This is a genomic window from Paracoccus sp. MC1862 (genome assembly GCF_016617715.1).
Lineage (GTDB): Bacteria > Pseudomonadota > Alphaproteobacteria > Rhodobacterales > Rhodobacteraceae > Paracoccus.
Genome location: NZ_CP067225.1, coordinates 2,409,462 through 2,424,002, shown reverse-complemented (window position 1 = coordinate 2,424,002; position 14,541 = coordinate 2,409,462). Strand labels below are relative to the sequence as shown.

Sequence of the window (14,541 nt, the reverse complement as noted above, 5' to 3'; positions counted from 1 at the left end):
TAAACTGCTCGAAGGGACCGCCGCCATGAGCGACGTTATGACCAAGAGCATGGCCCGTAACGTCTTCTATGGCGGGTCATTGTTCTTCATCGCGATATTCGGCGCGATGTCCGTCCACAGCCATATCTATGTCCTCAATGTCTCGACAGACCGGACTGCCCTGACCGAAAGCGTTGCTGCCGGAAAGCACGTCTGGGAAAACAAGGGCTGCGTGAACTGCCATTCGCTGCTGGGCGAGGGCGCCTATTTCGCCCCCGAGTTGGGCAACGTGATGCGCCGCTGGGGGGTGCAGGACGACCCCGACGCGGCGGCGGAAACCCTGACCGCCTGGATGGAGGCGATGCCGACGGGAATCGAGGGACGGCGGCAGATGCCGAACTTCAACCTCACCGACGAGGAGCATCGCGCGCTTTCCGACTTCCTGCGGTTCGTGGGGTCGGTGAACACCCAGAACTGGCCGCCGAACGACGCCGGCTGAGCCGAGAGGGACCACCATGAGATACGCAACTCAGAAAATCGCCTACGCCTATTTCGGTGTGGCCATGGCGCTCTTCGCGCTGCAGGTCACCTTCGGGCTGATGATGGGCTACGTTTACGTCAACCCGAACTGGCTGGCCGAGATCCTGCCCTTCAACATCATCCGCATGCTGCACACCAACGCGCTGATCGTGTGGCTGCTGCTGGGCTTCTTTGGCTCGGCCTATTACCTGCTTCCCGAGGAAGCCGAGCGCGACATCCATTCGCCCGCCATCGCCTGGCTGCAACTGGTCATCATGGTGGTGGGCACGCTGGGCGCGGTCCTGACCTATATCTTCAACTGGTTTTCGGGCAACTACTTCCTGGGCACCCAGGGGCGCGAGTTCCTGGAACAGCCCACCTGGGTCAAGGTCGGCATCACCGTCGCCGCGCTGCTGTTTCTGTACAACATCACCATGACGGTGCTGCAGGGCCGCAAGACCGCCATTTCCAACGTCCTGCTGCTGGGCCTCTGGGGGCTGGCGCTGTTGTGGCTGTTCGCCTTCTACAACCCCCACAACATCGTGCTGGACAAGATGTACTGGTGGTATGTCGTCCATCTGTGGGTCGAAGGCGTCTGGGAACTGATCATGGCCGCGATCCTGGCCTTCCTGATGCTGAAGCTGACGGGGGTGGACCGCGAGGTGGTCGAGAAGTGGCTGTATGTCATCGTCGCGACCGCGCTCTTCTCGGGCATCCTCGGGACCGGGCACCATTACTACTGGATCGGCCTGCCGGCCTACTGGCAGTGGGTCGGGTCCATCTTCTCGTCCTTCGAGATCGTGCCCTTCTTCGCGATGATGGCCTTTGCCTTCGTGATGGTCTGGAAGGGGCGGCGCGACCACCCGAACAAGGCGGCCCTGCTGTGGTCGCTGGGCTGCACGGTGCTGGCCTTCTTCGGCGCCGGCGTCTGGGGCTTCCTGCATACGCTGCACGGGGTGAACTACTACACCCACGGCACCCAGATCACGGCGGCGCACGGGCACCTGGCCTTCTACGGCGCCTATGTCTGCCTGGTGCTGGCGATCGTGACCTATGCCATGCCGATCATGCGCAACCGCGATCCCTATAACCAGGTGCTGAACATGGCGTCCTTCTGGCTGATGTCGGGCGGGATGCTGTTCATGACCTTCACCCTGACCTTTGCGGGCACGGTGCAGACGCACCTGCAGCGGGTCAACGGCGAGGCCTACATGGACGTGCAGGACCAGTTGGGCATCTTCTACTGGATGCGCTTCGGCTCGGGCATCGCCGTGGTGCTGGGGGCGCTGCTGTTCATCTACTCGATCGCCGTCGTGCGGCGCGAGGTGGTGACGCCCGGTCCGGTGCAGGCCCACAAGGACGCTCATCTCGAGCCTGCGGAGTGAGCGCGATGAACGCACATGCTGACATGAAGGGGGCGGACGCCCCCTTCTACCTGCCCCAGAAGGACGAGATCTCGGTCTTCGAGGCAGCCGCGAAGAATGACCTGCCGGTGTTGCTGAAAGGGCCGACCGGCTGCGGCAAGACCCGCTTCGTTTCGCACATGGCGGCGCGGCTGGGCCGACCCCTTTACACCGTCGCCTGCCACGACGACCTGTCGGCGGCCGACCTGATCGGGCGCTACCTGCTGAAAGGGGGCGAGACGGTCTGGGTGGACGGGCCGCTGACCCGCGCAGTGCGCGAGGGGGCGATCTGCTATCTCGACGAAGTGGTCGAGGCTCGCAAGGACGTGACGGTCGTGTTGCACCCCCTGACTGACGACCGCCGCATCCTTCCCATCGACCGCACGGGCGAGGAGCTTGAGGCCGCGCCCGGTTTCATGCTGGTCGCCTCCTACAACCCCGGCTACCAGAACATCCTGAAGACGCTGAAGCCATCCACCCGCCAGCGCTTCGTGGCGATGGAGTTCGATTTCCCGCCCGCGGCCCAGGAAACCGCCATCGTCGTGCAGGAAAGCGGTCTTGACGAGCGCCGCGTGGCCCTGCTGGTGCGGCTTGCGGGCAAGCTGCGGGCGCTGAAGGGGCAGGACCTGGAAGAGGGCGTATCCACCCGGCTGGTCGTCTATGCGGCGACGCTGATCGCCGGGGGCATGGACCTGAACCGGGCGATCTCGGTCGCGATGATCGAGCCGCTGACGGATGACGCCGACATCAAGCGGGGCCTCGCCGATCTGGTGGTGGCGGTTCTAGGTTGAGACGCAGATCCGGGGGCCAGCCCCCGGACCCCCGGGATATTTGGACAAAGAAGAAAGGCACTATCATGGCCGCGCGTGTGGACTGGCGCGAGATCGAGCCGTGGGAGCCGGAGGAAAGCATCGGCAAGCTCTGGCACGGCTGGGCCAGTGGGTTTGATTCGGTGCCGGTGCACGAGGATGCGCGGGTGCATCTGTCCGAGGTCGCGGGGCGCCTGGCGGTGCTGTTCCGGGGCCTCGGCGGCGATCACTCGATCGAGATGCGGCCTGCGGGCGATCGCGTCAGCCGCCATCGGCTGAGCTGGCTGCGCCGTCTGGGGACCGAGGCCGAGGCCCTGCCTGTGCCCGAGTTCGACGGCGGCATCCTGCGCCTGCCCGCGACGCTGGCGCTGCTGCCCACGCCCGAGGCGAACGGGGCGCTGTATCTGTGGCTTGCCGCCCATGCCGCGCATCTGGTGGCGCCCGTGGACACAGGCGGCGACCCGCTGCGCCGCGATCTGGCGCGGCTGGCGGCAGCGCGGGGGACCGTGGACCGGGTGGCCGAGGCCGCCCCGGGGCTGATGGGGCTTTACGACGAGTTGCGGGGGCTGATCCTTGCGGGACGGCCGCGTGGAAACCTGCCCCCCGAAGAAGCGGCGGTCGAGGAACTGGCCCGGCATCTGCTGGGCGACGATGCGCCGCTGTCCTCCCGCGCTGCCGAAATGCTGGCGGCGCTGGACGGCGACCTGTCGGGCTTCACCGCGCCCCGCCGCTATCAGCCGATGCGGCCGCTGCCCCTGTGGGTGGTGTCCGAGGCGGGCGCGGCCTCGTCCCCCGACCGGGTCGAGACGCGCGAGGCCGACGGCGAGGCCGTGGAAACCGGCGAGCATCAGGAACGCACCATCCGCGCCCGCCGCAGGCAGGCCGACGCGGCCGACCGCAAGGACAGCCTCATCATCAACAAGTTCGAGGCGATCCTGAGTTGGGCCGAGTTCCTGAACCTCAACCGCCGGGTCGATGACGATGACGACGACAGCGCCCGCAAGGCGCTGGACGACCAGGAGGAACTTGGCCTCGGCCAGATCAGCAAGGCTCCTGCCACGCGGCTGAAGTTGCATCTCGACCTTGCCCCCGAGGACGTGGACCGCGAGGCGCTGTCGGGCGTCTTCACATACCCTGAATGGGACGCAAAGGCGGGCCGCTACATGCCCGCCCATGCCCGCGTGCTGGACAGCGAGGGCAAGCCGAACGAAGCCGGGGCCGCGGCCTTCGACGACGCCGCGCGCCGCCGCATCCGCGCCGTCCGCCGCCAGTTCGAGGCGATGCGCCCCGGCCGCGTCATCACCACCGGCCACCGCGATGGCGAGGAACTGGATCTTGACCTCACCGTGCGGTCGCGCGTGGGGATCACCGTTTCGGGCGAAGGCTCGGACCGGATCTGGAAACAGTCGCGGCCGCAGAACCGCGACCTTGCCGTGTCGATCCTGCTGGACATCTCGCGGTCGACCGAAAGCGCCGTAACCGGCCGCGCCGTCATCGACATCGAGCGCGAGGCGCTGGCCGCCCTGACCTGGGGGCTGGACGCGACCGGCGACCAGGTGGGGGTGCAGGCCTTCTGCTCGCTGAAACGCGACCGGGTGTTCGTCACGACCTGCAAGCGCTTCGACGAGCCGATGTCGGCGCTGGTCGAAGCCCGCATCGCGGCGCTGCGTCCGGCCTTCTACACGCGGCTGGGCGCGGGTATCCGCCACGCCAGCGCCACGCTGGGGGCCCAAGGGCGCCGTCGCCGGCTGCTGCTGGTCATCACCGACGGCAAGCCCAACGACCTTGACCATTACGAGGGCCGCCACGGCATCGAGGACAGCGCCATGGCCGTGCGCGAGGCGCGCCGCGCGGGCCATTCGGTCTTCGGCATCACCGTGGACCGCGACGGCAAGTCCTGGTTCCCGCGCATCTTCGGGCAGGGCGGGCACGCGCTGATCCCGCATCCCGACAAGCTGCCCGAGGCGCTGCCGCATATCTACCGCCAGCTTGTCGGCGCATGACCGAGGCTGTCCATGCCCGCACCGGCCTGCCCGGCGAGCTGATCATGTGGGTGCTGATCATCAGCGAACTCGCGATCTTCGGCGCCGCGCTGCTGATCTTCCTTGTGCTGCGGCTGGGCGATCCCCAGGGCTTTGCCGCCGCGCAGGACCAGTTGCACCGGCTGTCGGCGGGGGTGAACACGATGGTCCTCGTGACCTCAGGCCTTGCGGCGGCCTTGGCGACCCGCGCCGCCGAGGCCGGGCGGCAAGCGCCTGCGCGGCGCTGGCTGGCCGCGGCGATCCTGCTGGGCGGGCTGTTCCTTGTCCTCAAGGGAATCGAATACGCCGATGCCGCCCAGCGCGGGATCGGGCTGGAAACCCATGTCTTCTTCACCTTCTACTGGCTGCTCACGCTGTTTCACGCCGCCCATGTGGTGGCCGGCATGGTCCTGCTGGGGATCGTCGCCATCCATGCCCGCGCGCCCGCGGTCGAGGCCGCGGGCCAGTTCTGGCACATGGTCGATCTGGTGTGGGTGATGCTGTTTCCCGTGATCTACCTGCTGTGATGCGCGGGCTTTCCGATCCCCTTCTCCGGGCCTGGCTGGCGCTGATCGCCCTGTCGGGGATTGCGACCGCCCTGGCGCTGCTGCGCCCGGATGCGCCGCCATGGGCCGGGACCGCCGCGGGGGCGGTGATCCTGGGGCTTGCCTGGCTGAAGGCGCGGGTGATCCTTGACCGCTATCTCGATCTTGCGGGCTACCCTGCGGCGCGCAGGGGGTTCGGCGCGGGGCTGGGGTTCTTCGCCCTCGCGGCGCTGGTGCTTCATGCGCTGGCGTGACGCCTCAGCGCAGCCAGGACTTGGCCGGGTCTTCCGAGACCAGCTCGCGCAGCCGCTCGACATCCTCGATATGGGCGACGGCGGCCTCGATCCGCACGCCGTGCTGGCGCAGCTTGGCAAAGGCACGCGACAGCGTTTCGGGCTTCATCCCCAGCCGGCCCGCGATCAGCGCCTTGTTGTAGGGCAGCGCCACCGAACAGTCCCCCTCCTCGCAGCCGTTCGAAAGCGTCAGCAGGAACTCGGCCACCCGCTGCACGCCGGACCGCGCCTTCAGTTCCTCGATCTGGGTGACGAGATGCTGCAGGTGGACGAAGACCGCGGCCAGCATCGAGGTGGCCAGCACCGGATCGGTCTGCAGCAGGTGGCGCATCCGCACCCCGTCCAGCCGCAGAAGCCGGGCGGGGGTGATCGCCTCGGCCGAGGCCGGATAGGGCTGGCCCCGCAGCGCCGCCGCCTCGCCGAAGCTGCGGCCCCGGGTCATGACGCTGACCACCGCCTCGGCCCCGCTGGCGGCGATCCGGTAAAGCTTGATCCATCCGTCCAGCACGATGAACAGCGCATTCGGCGGCTCGTCCTGCAGGAAGATGGTCTGGCCGGTCTCGAAGACCTGAACCTGCGTGCCCTCCAGCAGCGTGGCCTGCAGCGGCGCGGGAAGATTGGCCAGCAAGGCCGACTTGCTGGCGACCTGTAGGTCGGCGGGCGTCATGATGTCCTCGATCACGGGATGGCGGGCGCGGGGCGACGACCATAACGGGGCGTCGGCTGCGCGGCAACGGCTGGCGTGGACGGAAGGCACCCTTGCGGATGCCCCCCGGGATCAGGCGGCCCCGACGGTCAGACCCCGCTGGACGGCGGGGCGGGCCAGGAAGCGGTCCATCCAGGCGGTGACATTGGCAAAGCCGGAAAGCTGCACCAGGTCCTGCGCCTCGTAGTTGACGGTCAGCGTCCGCACCCAGGGGCCGGTGGCGATGTCGGCGATGGAATAGTCGCCGGTGATCCAGTCGCGCCCGTCAAGCTGGCGGTCGAGCACGCCCAGAAGCCGCCGCGTTTCGTTCACATAGCGGTCGCGCGGGCGCTTGTCCTCGATCTCGGACCCCTTATAGCGGTGGAAGAAGCCCAGTTGCCCGAACATCGGACCGATGCCGCCCATCTGGAACATCACCCACTGGATCGCGTGATACCGCGCGGCGCCGTCGCGCGGCAGGAACCGCCCGGTCTTGTCGCCGAGATAGATCAGGATCGCGCCGGATTCCCACAGGCCCATGGGCTTGCCGTCCGGCCCGTTCGGGTCGATCAGGGCGGGGATCTTGTTGTTGGGGTTCAGCGACAGGAACTCGGGCGTCAACTGATCCTCGGGGTCGCCGATGCTGATGCGGTGGGTGTCGTAGTCAAGGCCGCATTCCTCCAGCATGACCGAGGCCTTGATGCCGTTGGGGGTGTTCAGCGTGTAAAGCTGGATCACGTCCGGGCGTTTCGGCGCCCAGCGGCTGGTGATCGGAAAGCCACTCAGGTCGAACATTCGGCTGCTCCTTGGTGAAACATTTGTTTGCGATCCGCAGGCATGGCAAGCTGACACAAGCCACAGTCGAGGGCGGAAGGACAGGTCATGATCAAGGAGTTTCGCGATTTCATCGCAAAGGGCAATGTCATGGACATGGCCGTCGGCATCATCATCGGCGCGGCCTTCACGGCCATCGTCGCCTCGATGGTGGGCGACCTGCTGCAGCCGGTGCTGGGGCTGGCGACCGGCGGCACGGATTTTTCCAACTGGTTCCTGGCCATGGACGGGGAAGACTATCCCACCCTGCGGGCCGCGCGCGACGCGGGCGCGCCGGTCTTCGCCTATGGCAGCTTCGTCACGGCAGTGATCAACTTCCTCATCATCGCCTTCGTGGTCTTCCTGCTGGTCAAGGGCGTGAACCGGATCAAGGAGTCCGCCGTCCGCAAGCAGGTGGCCGAGGCATCCGCCGCCGGTCCCTCGACCGAGGCGCTGCTGGCCGAGATCCGCGACCTGCTGGCCCAGCGCCCCACGGCCGAGCATCCGGGGGCCGAGCGCTAGTCGTTTTCATCTGGCCTGCGCCGTCCGCCCCGCTAGGCTCGGGGATGCCCCGAACCGCAGCGAGCCTTGAAAGATGAGTTCCGACCTCGACCCGACCGACCGCCGCATCCTGTCGGTTCTGCAGCGCGAGGGCCGCATCTCGAACGCTGATCTCGCGGCGCGGATCAACCTGTCGGCCAGCGCCTGCCATCGCCGTGTCCAGCGGCTGGAGGAGGCGGGCTTCATCGCAGGCTACGTGGCCCTTCTAGACCCGCGCCGGCTGGGCCGCACCACCACCGTCTTCGTGGAAATCACCCTGTCCGGCCAGGCCGATGAGTTGCTGGACGCCTTCGAGAAGGCCGTCCGCGCCATCCCCGACGTGCTGGAATGCCACCTGATGGCGGGCACGGCGGATTACCTGCTGAAGGTGATGGCCGCCGATACCGACGACTTTGCCCGCATCCACCGCCAGCACTTGGCCCGCCTGCCGGGGGTGGCGCAGATGCATTCGTCGTTTGCGCTGCGGGTGGTGCTGCAGACGACGGCGCTGCCGGTGTAGGAGGCAGGCTGCCTGCGGGAATGCTGCCGTCTCACTCCCGTCACCGAAACCGATGGGGGTCAGGACCTGCCAGTTTTTCGTTCTTCGGGCGCCTGGATGCTTCATGCTGCCCGGCGTCGGGGCGTTTCCTGTGGCAAGAGCAAACCGGCGGCTCGGCCGCGGATCACCGGGCACAAGCGACTTGCACGCGGTCCCCCGAACGAGGGGCGCCCCCTAGTCCCTCCAGTATGGAAGGTCGATGCGGCAGAAGCTTCCGACGGACATTCCGACCGAGATCGAGCCGTCGCGCGGCCCCGAACCGAACTGGGACAGCCCTGCGCCCTCGGCCTTCTTCGCAGGATCGAGCGTGAAGACGATGCCCTCTCCGGCTAGGCGCGGCTTGGGGGTCGCTCTCCAGATTCGGGCCTTGCCCGGTTGTCCCAGAACGCGCCGTGCAAAATCGCCTGCGGCGCACCAGTAATCGGTGTCATCCCGTCGCACCTCGTGGGCAACCGCGATCTCGGCGGGGCCGACCTGCGTGGCCCTCATGCCATTCTGGGCCGTGAAGGCGGCTGCCGACATCGGCAGCATGAGCGGAACAAGGAATATCAGTCGCATCGCTGACTCCTGTGGGCGGAGGCATTTCTGATCCTCCATCCTCGAAAGTGGGGCAGGGGAACCTCCGGGGCAAGCACCTGTGGTTGGGGGACGGGTGCGGCGCAAGCAACGCCTTTCCGGTCTTTCAGGCAGCCAAGGGCCATCCCGATGCGGCATCGCTTCCCGCCAAGCCGCCGGCCGCGGCCGTGCTGTCCCGCATCCGCCGTCCGGCCCGGCAGGCGCGCGAGGCGCCCATCCGGCTTCGGTCGGGCTTGCGGGATGCGGCGGGGGGCAATACCCACCGGCGTCATTCCATGATGAGGCATCCCGTGCCCCCAGCCGCCTTCCCGACCCATTCCCGCCTGCGCGCCCTCGGCCCCACCGCCGCCGCCGTCCCGGCAAGGGAGGCGCTGCGGGCGGGCCTCGGCGCAACCCTCGGGCTGGCTGTGACGGCCGCCTGCGCGCTGGCTTTCTCGCCCGACCTGTGGCTGGGGATCTACCTGATCGCGCCCTTCGGGGCCTCCTCGGTGCTGCTGTTCGCGGCGCCGAACAGCCCACTGGCGCAGCCTTGGCCCGCCATCGTCGGCAACACCGTCGCGGCGCTGACGGCGATCCTCGTCTGCCGCTTCGTGTCCGACCCGCGGCTGTGCATCCCGCTGGCGGTGGGGCTGGCGATCGTGGTCATGGCGCTGTGCCGCGCGACCCATCCGCCGGGCGGGGCGGTCGCCATGACGGTGGCGCTGGGGGCCGAGCGGATCGCGCCGCTGGGGCTGGGCTTTGCGCTGCTGCCCGTGGCCACGGGAACGGCGATCCTTGTCGTGGTCGCGGCCCTTTACGCCCGTGCCACCGGGCGCCGCTATCCCCTGCGCCAGTTCCATGAACCCAACCCGAACGGCACCGCCGATCCCCCCGCCATCGAGCGGCTTGGCCTGACCGAAGACGAACTTTCCCACATCCTCGTTCGCTATCGCCAGTCGCTGAACCTGGGCGTCGAGGACCTGGCCCGGCTGGTCGCCGCTGCCGAGATCCAGGCCGCGTCCCACCGCACCGACGTGCAGACCGCCGCCGACATCATGTCGCGCGACCTGGTGACGGTCGGCCCCCGGACCCCCCTGCGCGAGGTGGCGGAACTGTTCACGCGGCATGGCTTCACCTCGCTGCCGGTGGTGGAAGGGGATGGCCGCTTCCTCGGCATCATCTTCCAGTTGCACCTGATCGCCAGCGACTGGGCGCTTGCGGACAGCGGGTTCAGGAAGCTGCTGCCGCGGCGCGGCGCCACCGGTTGCGCCGCCGACGTGATGCAGGTGGCGCCGCCCTCGGCCGCGCCGGATTCGCCCATCGCCGCGCTGCTGCCGCATCTGGCCACCCACCGGACCGACGCCGTGCCGATCCTCGATGGAAACGAAATCGTCGGCATCGTCACCCAGACCGACCTGATTGCGGCGCTGGCGCGGCAAAGCCTGCGCGCCGGGCCAGCCCCGGCCTGATCAGGACCCCATCGCGACCGAGGCCGGGATGCCCCGCGGCAGCGAAATCCCGACCATCGAGCTGCGCTTCGCCTTCTCGATCACGGGCGCGGGGTCCGACCCGTCCGCCATGCTGCAGCGCACGGTCATGTCGGCACGGGTGGCGATAAGGGGATCGCCGTCAAGAACCAGCGCCACCTCGACCGAGATCGAGCCGATTCCGGCCCCGCGCCGATGGGCGACATGGTGAAGGTCGTTGCAGAAGCAGCCCCGGATCGCCACCGCCAGCAGTTGCGCGCCGTTGAAGCCAAGGCCGAGGCCCCCGGGCCTTCCCCTCGGGCCGGTCCACCACAAGCGTATGGCTGCCAGCCCAGCCGAGCGCGGCCTCGGTCCCCGCGACATTCGCCAGACTGACCGTGACGGTGGGCATCCAAGCCTCTCGCGCCTGACCCTGCGACCCTGAGGCTAGCACGACGCAGGGGCGCTGTCTGCCGTGCATCCGGCGCAACGAAAAACCCCCGCGGCATGGCCACGGGGGTTCCTTGAACCATCCGGTTCGCTGCGCCTGACAGCGCGCCGTCGCAAAGCCCTTACAGCGCGCCTTCGCGCAGGGCCTTTTTACGGGCCAGCTTGCGGGCGCGGCGGACGGCCTCGGCCTTTTCACGGGCCTTTTTCACCGACGGCTTCTCGAAATGCTGCTTCAGCTTCATTTCACGGAAGACCCCTTCGCGCTGAAGTTTCTTCTTCAGGGCACGAAGCGCCTGTTCGACGTTGTTGTCGCGAACGCTCACCTGCATGTGGTTGTCACCACCTTCCTAGGTTAGAGTTGATCTTGATTGCAGGACGCAGCCCCTTAGCGCAGCCTGCCCGCGATGTCCACCCTGACGGAGGTTTTTCCGATGCAACACGACCGCGACCGGCTGCTGGAGGCCGCGCTGACGCATGTGCCCTTTGACGGGATGAACGACCGCGCCCTGCTGGCAGGCGCCCGCGACCTGGGGATGTCGCCCGAACTGGCGCGCGTCCATTTCCCGCAAGGCGGCGCGGGGCTGGCCGCCGCCTATCACCGCAAGGGCGACGCGGAACTGGCGCGGCTGCTGGCGGCCTCGCCGTCGGTGGGGCGCTTCCGCGACCGCGTGGCCGACGCGATCTGGCGGCGGCTGCAACTTTCGGACCCCGAACTGGTGCGCGCGGGCGCGACGGTGATGGCGCTGCCGCAGAACGCGGGCCTCGGGGCGCGGCTGATGTGGGAAACGGCGGACAGGATCTGGACGGCGCTGGGGGACAGGTCCGAGGACGTGAGCTGGTGGACCAAGCGGGCGACACTGGCCTCGGTCTGGGGGGCGGTGGTGCTGTATTGGCTGGGCGACCATTCGGACGGGCGGGCGGACACCCGCGCCTTCATCGACCGCCGCATCGGCGACGTGATGCAGATCGAGAAAATGAAGGCGAGCCTTCGCAAGCTGCCCGGCGTCGGCGCACTGACCGACCTGAGCACCGGCTGGATCAGGAAGCCCCGCCCCCGGCCCGCGCCCGGCCACGGGGGGCAGGCATGATGACGGTGCCGCACGAGATGCAGGTCGTCGAGATCACCCGCCCCGGCGAGGCCGATGTGCTGCAACCCGCCCGCCGCCCCGTGCCCGCCCCCGGCGCGGGCCAGATCCTGATCCGGGTGGCCTATGCCGGTGTGAACCGCCCCGACGTGCTGCAGCGGCAGGGGAATTATGCGCCCCCGCCCGGTGCCTCGGAACTGCCGGGGCTGGAATGCGCGGGCCATGTCGCGGCGGTGGGCGCGGGCGTGACCCGCTGGCAGGTGGGAGACGCCGTCTGTGCCCTGCTGCCGGGCGGGGGCTACGCGGAATACGCCCTGACGCCCGCCGAGCACGCCCTGCCGGTCCCCGAGGGCCTGAGCCTCGCCGAAGCCGCCTGCCTGCCCGAAACCTGCTTCACCGTCTGGTCGAACGTGGTCACGCGTGGGGGCCTGCAGGCGGGCGAGCGGTTCCTCGTCCACGGAGGCTCCTCGGGCATCGGCACCACCGCGATCCAGATCGCCGGCGCCCTCGGCGCGCGGGTCTGGGCGACGGCCGGAACGGATGAGAAATGCGCCGCCTGCGCGCGTCTGGGTGCCCATGCGATCAACTACCGCGAGCAGGATTTCGTCGAGGCGCTGCGCGCCGAGGGCGGCGCCGACCTGATCCTCGACATGGTGGGGGGCGACTATGTCGCGCGCAACATCAAGGCGATGGCGGACGATGGGCGGCTGGTCTTCATCGCCTTTCTCGGCGGATCCAAGATCACGCTGAACCTTGCCCCGGTGATGATGCGGCGGCTGACCATCACGGGGTCCACCCTGCGTCCGCAGTCCGACCTGGCAAAGGCGCGGATCGCCGAGGAACTGCGCGCCCATGTCTGGCCGATGGTCGCGGCGGGCAAGCTGCGCCCGGTGATGGAGGCCGAGTTCCCGCTGGATCAAGCCGCCGCCGCCCATGCCCACATGGAAGCGGGGGATCACATCGGGAAGATCGTGCTGCGGGTTGGGGAATGAGTTCCCTTCCTTCATCGCCCCTTCGTTACCTGCAACGATGCCCCTGCGTCCCTGCCGGAGCCTCCGGAGGGGATATTTGACGCCGAAAGACGCATGGGAAAAGCGCACACACCCCTCGCCGGCGCTCGTCCGCGAGGGATGTGGCGTCTCTCGGCGCGGTCATCGGCGTCCCCGCCTGTACCGCTCGACCTGTGTTGCAGGGAAAAGTTGAGAAAGAGTTAGCATACGTCTTTCGGCTGGAAATATCCTCCGGGGGTGAATGGGGCTTTTCCCCATTCAGGGGGTGGAAAACCCCCTTGCAACGCCTCAACCCGGCGCTTCTACCAGCATCCGCGAACGGCAGTCCCGCCGGACATCCGGGGCGCAGTCGCGCGGTTGCAAGTCCCGGGTCAGGCAGATGCGAACCTCGTCCAGCCTTCCATCGTCGCAAGTCACGGTGATGCCGTCGCGCGTCAGTTCGGGGTTCACGTCGATGAAGGCATTCTCGATCGCCCGAGCTTCAAGCCGGACATCGCGGGGCAGCATCCGCAGCACTGGCGGGATCTCGACCCCTTGGGCAGTCTGGCGGGTTGCCTGGTAGTAGTCCGGTCCCGACAGCCCCGAACAGCGGCCGTGCTTCTGCCACTGGTACCAAGCCATGTCGGCCGATGGCATCACGTCCACCATCGCCCGGCTTTCCCGGCGCGAGGGGTCGCGTTCATCCGTCTCGCACCAGTCCGGCCAGCCGCGTTCATATTGCGGCCAGAGGCCGTGGACGACGAAGCCCGTGCGCCGCTCCGGCTCGCATTGCGGCTCGTTGCGGCCCGCGCCTTCCGTCGCGCACCAACTGGGCGACCAACTGAGCGCCAAGACGTAGTAGTCGAACTCTCCCGCCACGTCCTGTGCGGCCAGCGGCAGGGGAATCAGTAGGCCGGCAAGGACAAGGCGTTTCATGCGTCCGAAGCTAGGGCCCGCGCGTTCAACGAAAAAGGGGGTTCAAACGCCGGGGGCGCGGGCGTATATGGAACGGCAATTCCCCCCGAAATTGTGGACTGGCCCTGCGGCCGACCCGGTTTCCCGGCCGGGAGAGATATTGCGAAGGAGCAACCCATGAACAAGCCGCTGATGGCCAAGGCGACCGCCGTCTGGCTGGTCGACAACACCACGCTCAGCTTCAAGCAGATCGCGGATTTCTGCGGGATGCACGAGCTTGAGGTGCAGGGGATCGCCGATGGCGACGTGGCGGCGGGGGTCAAGGGCTTCGATCCCGTCGGCTCGAACCAGCTCGACCCGGCCGAGATCGAGAAGGGCCAGAAGGACCCGGCCTACAGGCTGAAGCTGAAGCACAACCCCGCCGCCGAGGGCGAGGAGCTGCGCCGCGGCCCGCGCTATACGCCCTTGTCGAAGCGTCAGGACCGGCCCGCGGCGATTCTCTGGCTGGTCAAGTTCCACCCGGAACTGGCTGACGCGCAGATCGCCAAGCTGGTGGGGACGACCAAGCCCACCATCGCCTCGATCCGCGACCGGACCCATTGGAACATGCAGAACATCACCCCGATCGACCCGGTGGCGCTGGGCCTTTGCCGCCAGTCGGAACTGGACGCGGCGGTGCAGAAGGCCGCGAAATCCAAGCCCGAGGTCATGTCGGACGACGAGCGTCGCAAGCTCGTGTCCACCGAATCGAGCCTGTCGATGCCGGAAGAGCCGCGCCTGCCGTCGTCCATCGCGGGCCTGGAAAACTTCTCGCTGACCCGCGAGGAGGAGAAGCCCGAGGCTGATCTGGACGCCGCGAGCTTCTTCAACCTGCCGGAAGGCGACAACGAGGAAGAAGGCGAGGACCGCTGAGAC

18 protein-coding genes are annotated in these 14,541 nt (G+C 68.1%); 12 read left to right on the top strand and 6 right to left on the bottom strand.

Annotation, left to right across the window (positions count from 1 at the left end; genetic code table 11):
• Positions 1–25 precede the first annotated feature (25 nt).
• The 6 genes from JGR78_RS11980 to JGR78_RS11955 all read left to right on the top strand — a co-directional run bounded on the left by JGR78_RS11980 (position 26) and on the right by JGR78_RS11955 (position 5,530).
• A complete protein-coding gene (locus JGR78_RS11980; RefSeq protein ID WP_182792022.1) occupies positions 26–478 on the top strand; it encodes a cytochrome c in 453 nt (150 codons plus the stop codon).
• Between the two features lie 16 nt (positions 479–494).
• Positions 495–1,883 (top strand): cbb3-type cytochrome c oxidase subunit I, encoded by a 1,389-nt coding sequence (locus tag JGR78_RS11975; RefSeq protein WP_182792023.1) that lies wholly within the window; start codon positions 495–497, stop codon positions 1,881–1,883.
• 5 nt (positions 1,884–1,888) lie between these two features.
• Positions 1,889–2,692 carry a CbbQ/NirQ/NorQ/GpvN family protein gene (locus JGR78_RS11970; RefSeq protein ID WP_182792024.1) on the top strand — a complete coding sequence of 268 codons (804 nt, stop codon included), beginning with the start codon at positions 1,889–1,891 and terminating at the stop codon, positions 2,690–2,692.
• A 65-nt stretch (positions 2,693–2,757) separates the two neighbouring features.
• Positions 2,758–4,713 carry a nitric oxide reductase activation protein NorD gene (locus tag JGR78_RS11965; RefSeq protein ID WP_182803859.1) on the top strand — a complete coding sequence of 652 codons (1,956 nt, stop codon included), beginning with the start codon at positions 2,758–2,760 and terminating at the stop codon, positions 4,711–4,713.
• Complete coding sequence (locus JGR78_RS11960) at positions 4,710–5,258, top strand: cytochrome c oxidase subunit 3 (RefSeq protein WP_234450734.1); 549 nt, start codon at positions 4,710–4,712, stop codon at positions 5,256–5,258. The genes JGR78_RS11965 and JGR78_RS11960 overlap by 4 nt, the downstream gene beginning before the upstream one ends.
• Positions 5,258–5,530, top strand: a complete 273-nt coding sequence (locus JGR78_RS11955; RefSeq protein WP_182792026.1) for a cytochrome C oxidase subunit IV family protein — start codon at positions 5,258–5,260, stop codon at positions 5,528–5,530. The genes JGR78_RS11960 and JGR78_RS11955 overlap by 1 nt, the downstream gene beginning before the upstream one ends.
• A gap of 4 nt (positions 5,531–5,534) precedes the next feature.
• On the opposite strand, the gene JGR78_RS11950 is transcribed toward JGR78_RS11955, so the two are convergent.
• The gene (locus tag JGR78_RS11950; RefSeq protein WP_182792027.1) at positions 5,535–6,236 is read right to left on the bottom strand and encodes a Crp/Fnr family transcriptional regulator; all 702 of its coding nucleotides are present in this window, start codon (positions 6,234–6,236) and stop codon (positions 5,535–5,537) included.
• Positions 6,237–6,347: 111 nt separating this feature from the next.
• Positions 6,348–7,049 (bottom strand): glutathione S-transferase N-terminal domain-containing protein, encoded by a 702-nt coding sequence (locus JGR78_RS11945; RefSeq protein ID WP_182792028.1) that lies wholly within the window; start codon positions 7,047–7,049, stop codon positions 6,348–6,350.
• Between the two features lie 87 nt (positions 7,050–7,136).
• Here JGR78_RS11945 and mscL point away from each other — a divergent pair, with 87 nt between their 5' ends.
• Both mscL and JGR78_RS11935 read left to right on the top strand, forming a co-directional pair.
• Positions 7,137–7,589 carry a large conductance mechanosensitive channel protein MscL gene (gene mscL / locus JGR78_RS11940; RefSeq protein ID WP_182792029.1) on the top strand — a complete coding sequence of 151 codons (453 nt, stop codon included), beginning with the start codon at positions 7,137–7,139 and terminating at the stop codon, positions 7,587–7,589.
• 73 nt (positions 7,590–7,662) lie between these two features.
• Positions 7,663–8,127 carry an Lrp/AsnC family transcriptional regulator gene (locus tag JGR78_RS11935; RefSeq protein WP_182792030.1) on the top strand — a complete coding sequence of 155 codons (465 nt, stop codon included), beginning with the start codon at positions 7,663–7,665 and terminating at the stop codon, positions 8,125–8,127.
• A gap of 213 nt (positions 8,128–8,340) precedes the next feature.
• Here JGR78_RS11935 and JGR78_RS11930 read toward each other — a convergent pair whose 3' ends face one another.
• Positions 8,341–8,724, bottom strand: coding sequence for a hypothetical protein (locus JGR78_RS11930; protein ID WP_182792031.1), 384 nt, complete (start codon positions 8,722–8,724; stop codon positions 8,341–8,343).
• A gap of 296 nt (positions 8,725–9,020) precedes the next feature.
• Between JGR78_RS11930 and JGR78_RS11925 the strand changes: the two genes are divergently transcribed.
• Positions 9,021–10,190: an HPP family protein gene (locus JGR78_RS11925; protein WP_182803900.1), complete on the top strand. Its 1,170-nt coding sequence runs from the start codon at positions 9,021–9,023 to the stop codon at positions 10,188–10,190.
• Here JGR78_RS11925 and JGR78_RS11920 read toward each other — a convergent pair whose 3' ends face one another.
• Positions 10,191–10,523 (bottom strand): OsmC family protein, encoded by a 333-nt coding sequence (locus JGR78_RS11920; protein ID WP_200559310.1) that lies wholly within the window; start codon positions 10,521–10,523, stop codon positions 10,191–10,193.
• A 236-nt stretch (positions 10,524–10,759) separates the two neighbouring features.
• Positions 10,760–10,966, bottom strand: a complete 207-nt coding sequence (gene rpsU, locus JGR78_RS11915) for a 30S ribosomal protein S21 (protein ID WP_182792032.1) — start codon at positions 10,964–10,966, stop codon at positions 10,760–10,762.
• A 102-nt stretch (positions 10,967–11,068) separates the two neighbouring features.
• Here rpsU and JGR78_RS11910 point away from each other — a divergent pair, with 102 nt between their 5' ends.
• Together JGR78_RS11910 and JGR78_RS11905 are read left to right on the top strand one after the other, a co-directional pair.
• Positions 11,069–11,725 (top strand): COQ9 family protein, encoded by a 657-nt coding sequence (locus JGR78_RS11910; RefSeq protein WP_182792033.1) that lies wholly within the window; start codon positions 11,069–11,071, stop codon positions 11,723–11,725.
• Positions 11,725–12,714 (top strand): NAD(P)H-quinone oxidoreductase, encoded by a 990-nt coding sequence (locus tag JGR78_RS11905; RefSeq protein ID WP_182803898.1) that lies wholly within the window; start codon positions 11,725–11,727, stop codon positions 12,712–12,714. The genes JGR78_RS11910 and JGR78_RS11905 overlap by 1 nt, the downstream gene beginning before the upstream one ends.
• A 306-nt stretch (positions 12,715–13,020) precedes the next feature.
• Here JGR78_RS11905 and JGR78_RS11900 read toward each other — a convergent pair whose 3' ends face one another.
• Positions 13,021–13,647, bottom strand: coding sequence for a ribonuclease T2 (locus JGR78_RS11900; RefSeq protein ID WP_182792034.1), 627 nt, complete (start codon positions 13,645–13,647; stop codon positions 13,021–13,023).
• 156 nt (positions 13,648–13,803) lie between these two features.
• On the opposite strand from JGR78_RS11900, the gene JGR78_RS11895 reads away from it, so the two are divergent.
• Complete coding sequence (locus tag JGR78_RS11895; protein ID WP_182792035.1) at positions 13,804–14,538, top strand: DUF1013 domain-containing protein; 735 nt, start codon at positions 13,804–13,806, stop codon at positions 14,536–14,538.
• Positions 14,539–14,541: the final 3 nt, after the last annotated feature.

Bases quoted from the DNA above. Each gene is read 5' to 3' on its own strand.
- JGR78_RS11895 (WP_182792035.1), top strand. From the start codon at position 13,804: ATGAACAAGCCGCTGATGGCCAAGGCGACCGCCGTCTGGCTGGTCGAC.
- JGR78_RS11905 (WP_182803898.1), top strand. From the start codon at position 11,725: ATGACGGTGCCGCACGAGATGCAGGTCGTCGAGATCACCCGCCCCGGC.
- JGR78_RS11950 (WP_182792027.1), bottom strand. From the start codon at position 6,236: ATGACGCCCGCCGACCTACAGGTCGCCAGCAAGTCGGCCTTGCTGGCC.
- JGR78_RS11965 (WP_182803859.1), top strand. From the start codon at position 2,758: ATGGCCGCGCGTGTGGACTGGCGCGAGATCGAGCCGTGGGAGCCGGAG.
- rpsU (WP_182792032.1), bottom strand. From the start codon at position 10,966: ATGCAGGTGAGCGTTCGCGACAACAACGTCGAACAGGCGCTTCGTGCC.
- JGR78_RS11900 (WP_182792034.1), bottom strand. From the start codon at position 13,647: ATGAAACGCCTTGTCCTTGCCGGCCTACTGATTCCCCTGCCGCTGGCC.
- JGR78_RS11980 (WP_182792022.1), top strand. From the start codon at position 26: ATGAGCGACGTTATGACCAAGAGCATGGCCCGTAACGTCTTCTATGGC.
- JGR78_RS11930 (WP_182792031.1), bottom strand. From the start codon at position 8,724: ATGCGACTGATATTCCTTGTTCCGCTCATGCTGCCGATGTCGGCAGCC.
- JGR78_RS11910 (WP_182792033.1), top strand. From the start codon at position 11,069: ATGCAACACGACCGCGACCGGCTGCTGGAGGCCGCGCTGACGCATGTG.
- JGR78_RS11970 (WP_182792024.1), top strand. From the start codon at position 1,889: ATGAACGCACATGCTGACATGAAGGGGGCGGACGCCCCCTTCTACCTG.
- JGR78_RS11945 (WP_182792028.1), bottom strand. From the start codon at position 7,049: ATGTTCGACCTGAGTGGCTTTCCGATCACCAGCCGCTGGGCGCCGAAA.
- JGR78_RS11925 (WP_182803900.1), top strand. From the start codon at position 9,021: ATGAGGCATCCCGTGCCCCCAGCCGCCTTCCCGACCCATTCCCGCCTG.
- JGR78_RS11975 (WP_182792023.1), top strand. From the start codon at position 495: ATGAGATACGCAACTCAGAAAATCGCCTACGCCTATTTCGGTGTGGCC.
- JGR78_RS11960 (WP_234450734.1), top strand. From the start codon at position 4,710: ATGACCGAGGCTGTCCATGCCCGCACCGGCCTGCCCGGCGAGCTGATC.
- JGR78_RS11935 (WP_182792030.1), top strand. From the start codon at position 7,663: ATGAGTTCCGACCTCGACCCGACCGACCGCCGCATCCTGTCGGTTCTG.
- JGR78_RS11955 (WP_182792026.1), top strand. From the start codon at position 5,258: ATGCGCGGGCTTTCCGATCCCCTTCTCCGGGCCTGGCTGGCGCTGATC.
- mscL (WP_182792029.1), top strand. From the start codon at position 7,137: ATGATCAAGGAGTTTCGCGATTTCATCGCAAAGGGCAATGTCATGGAC.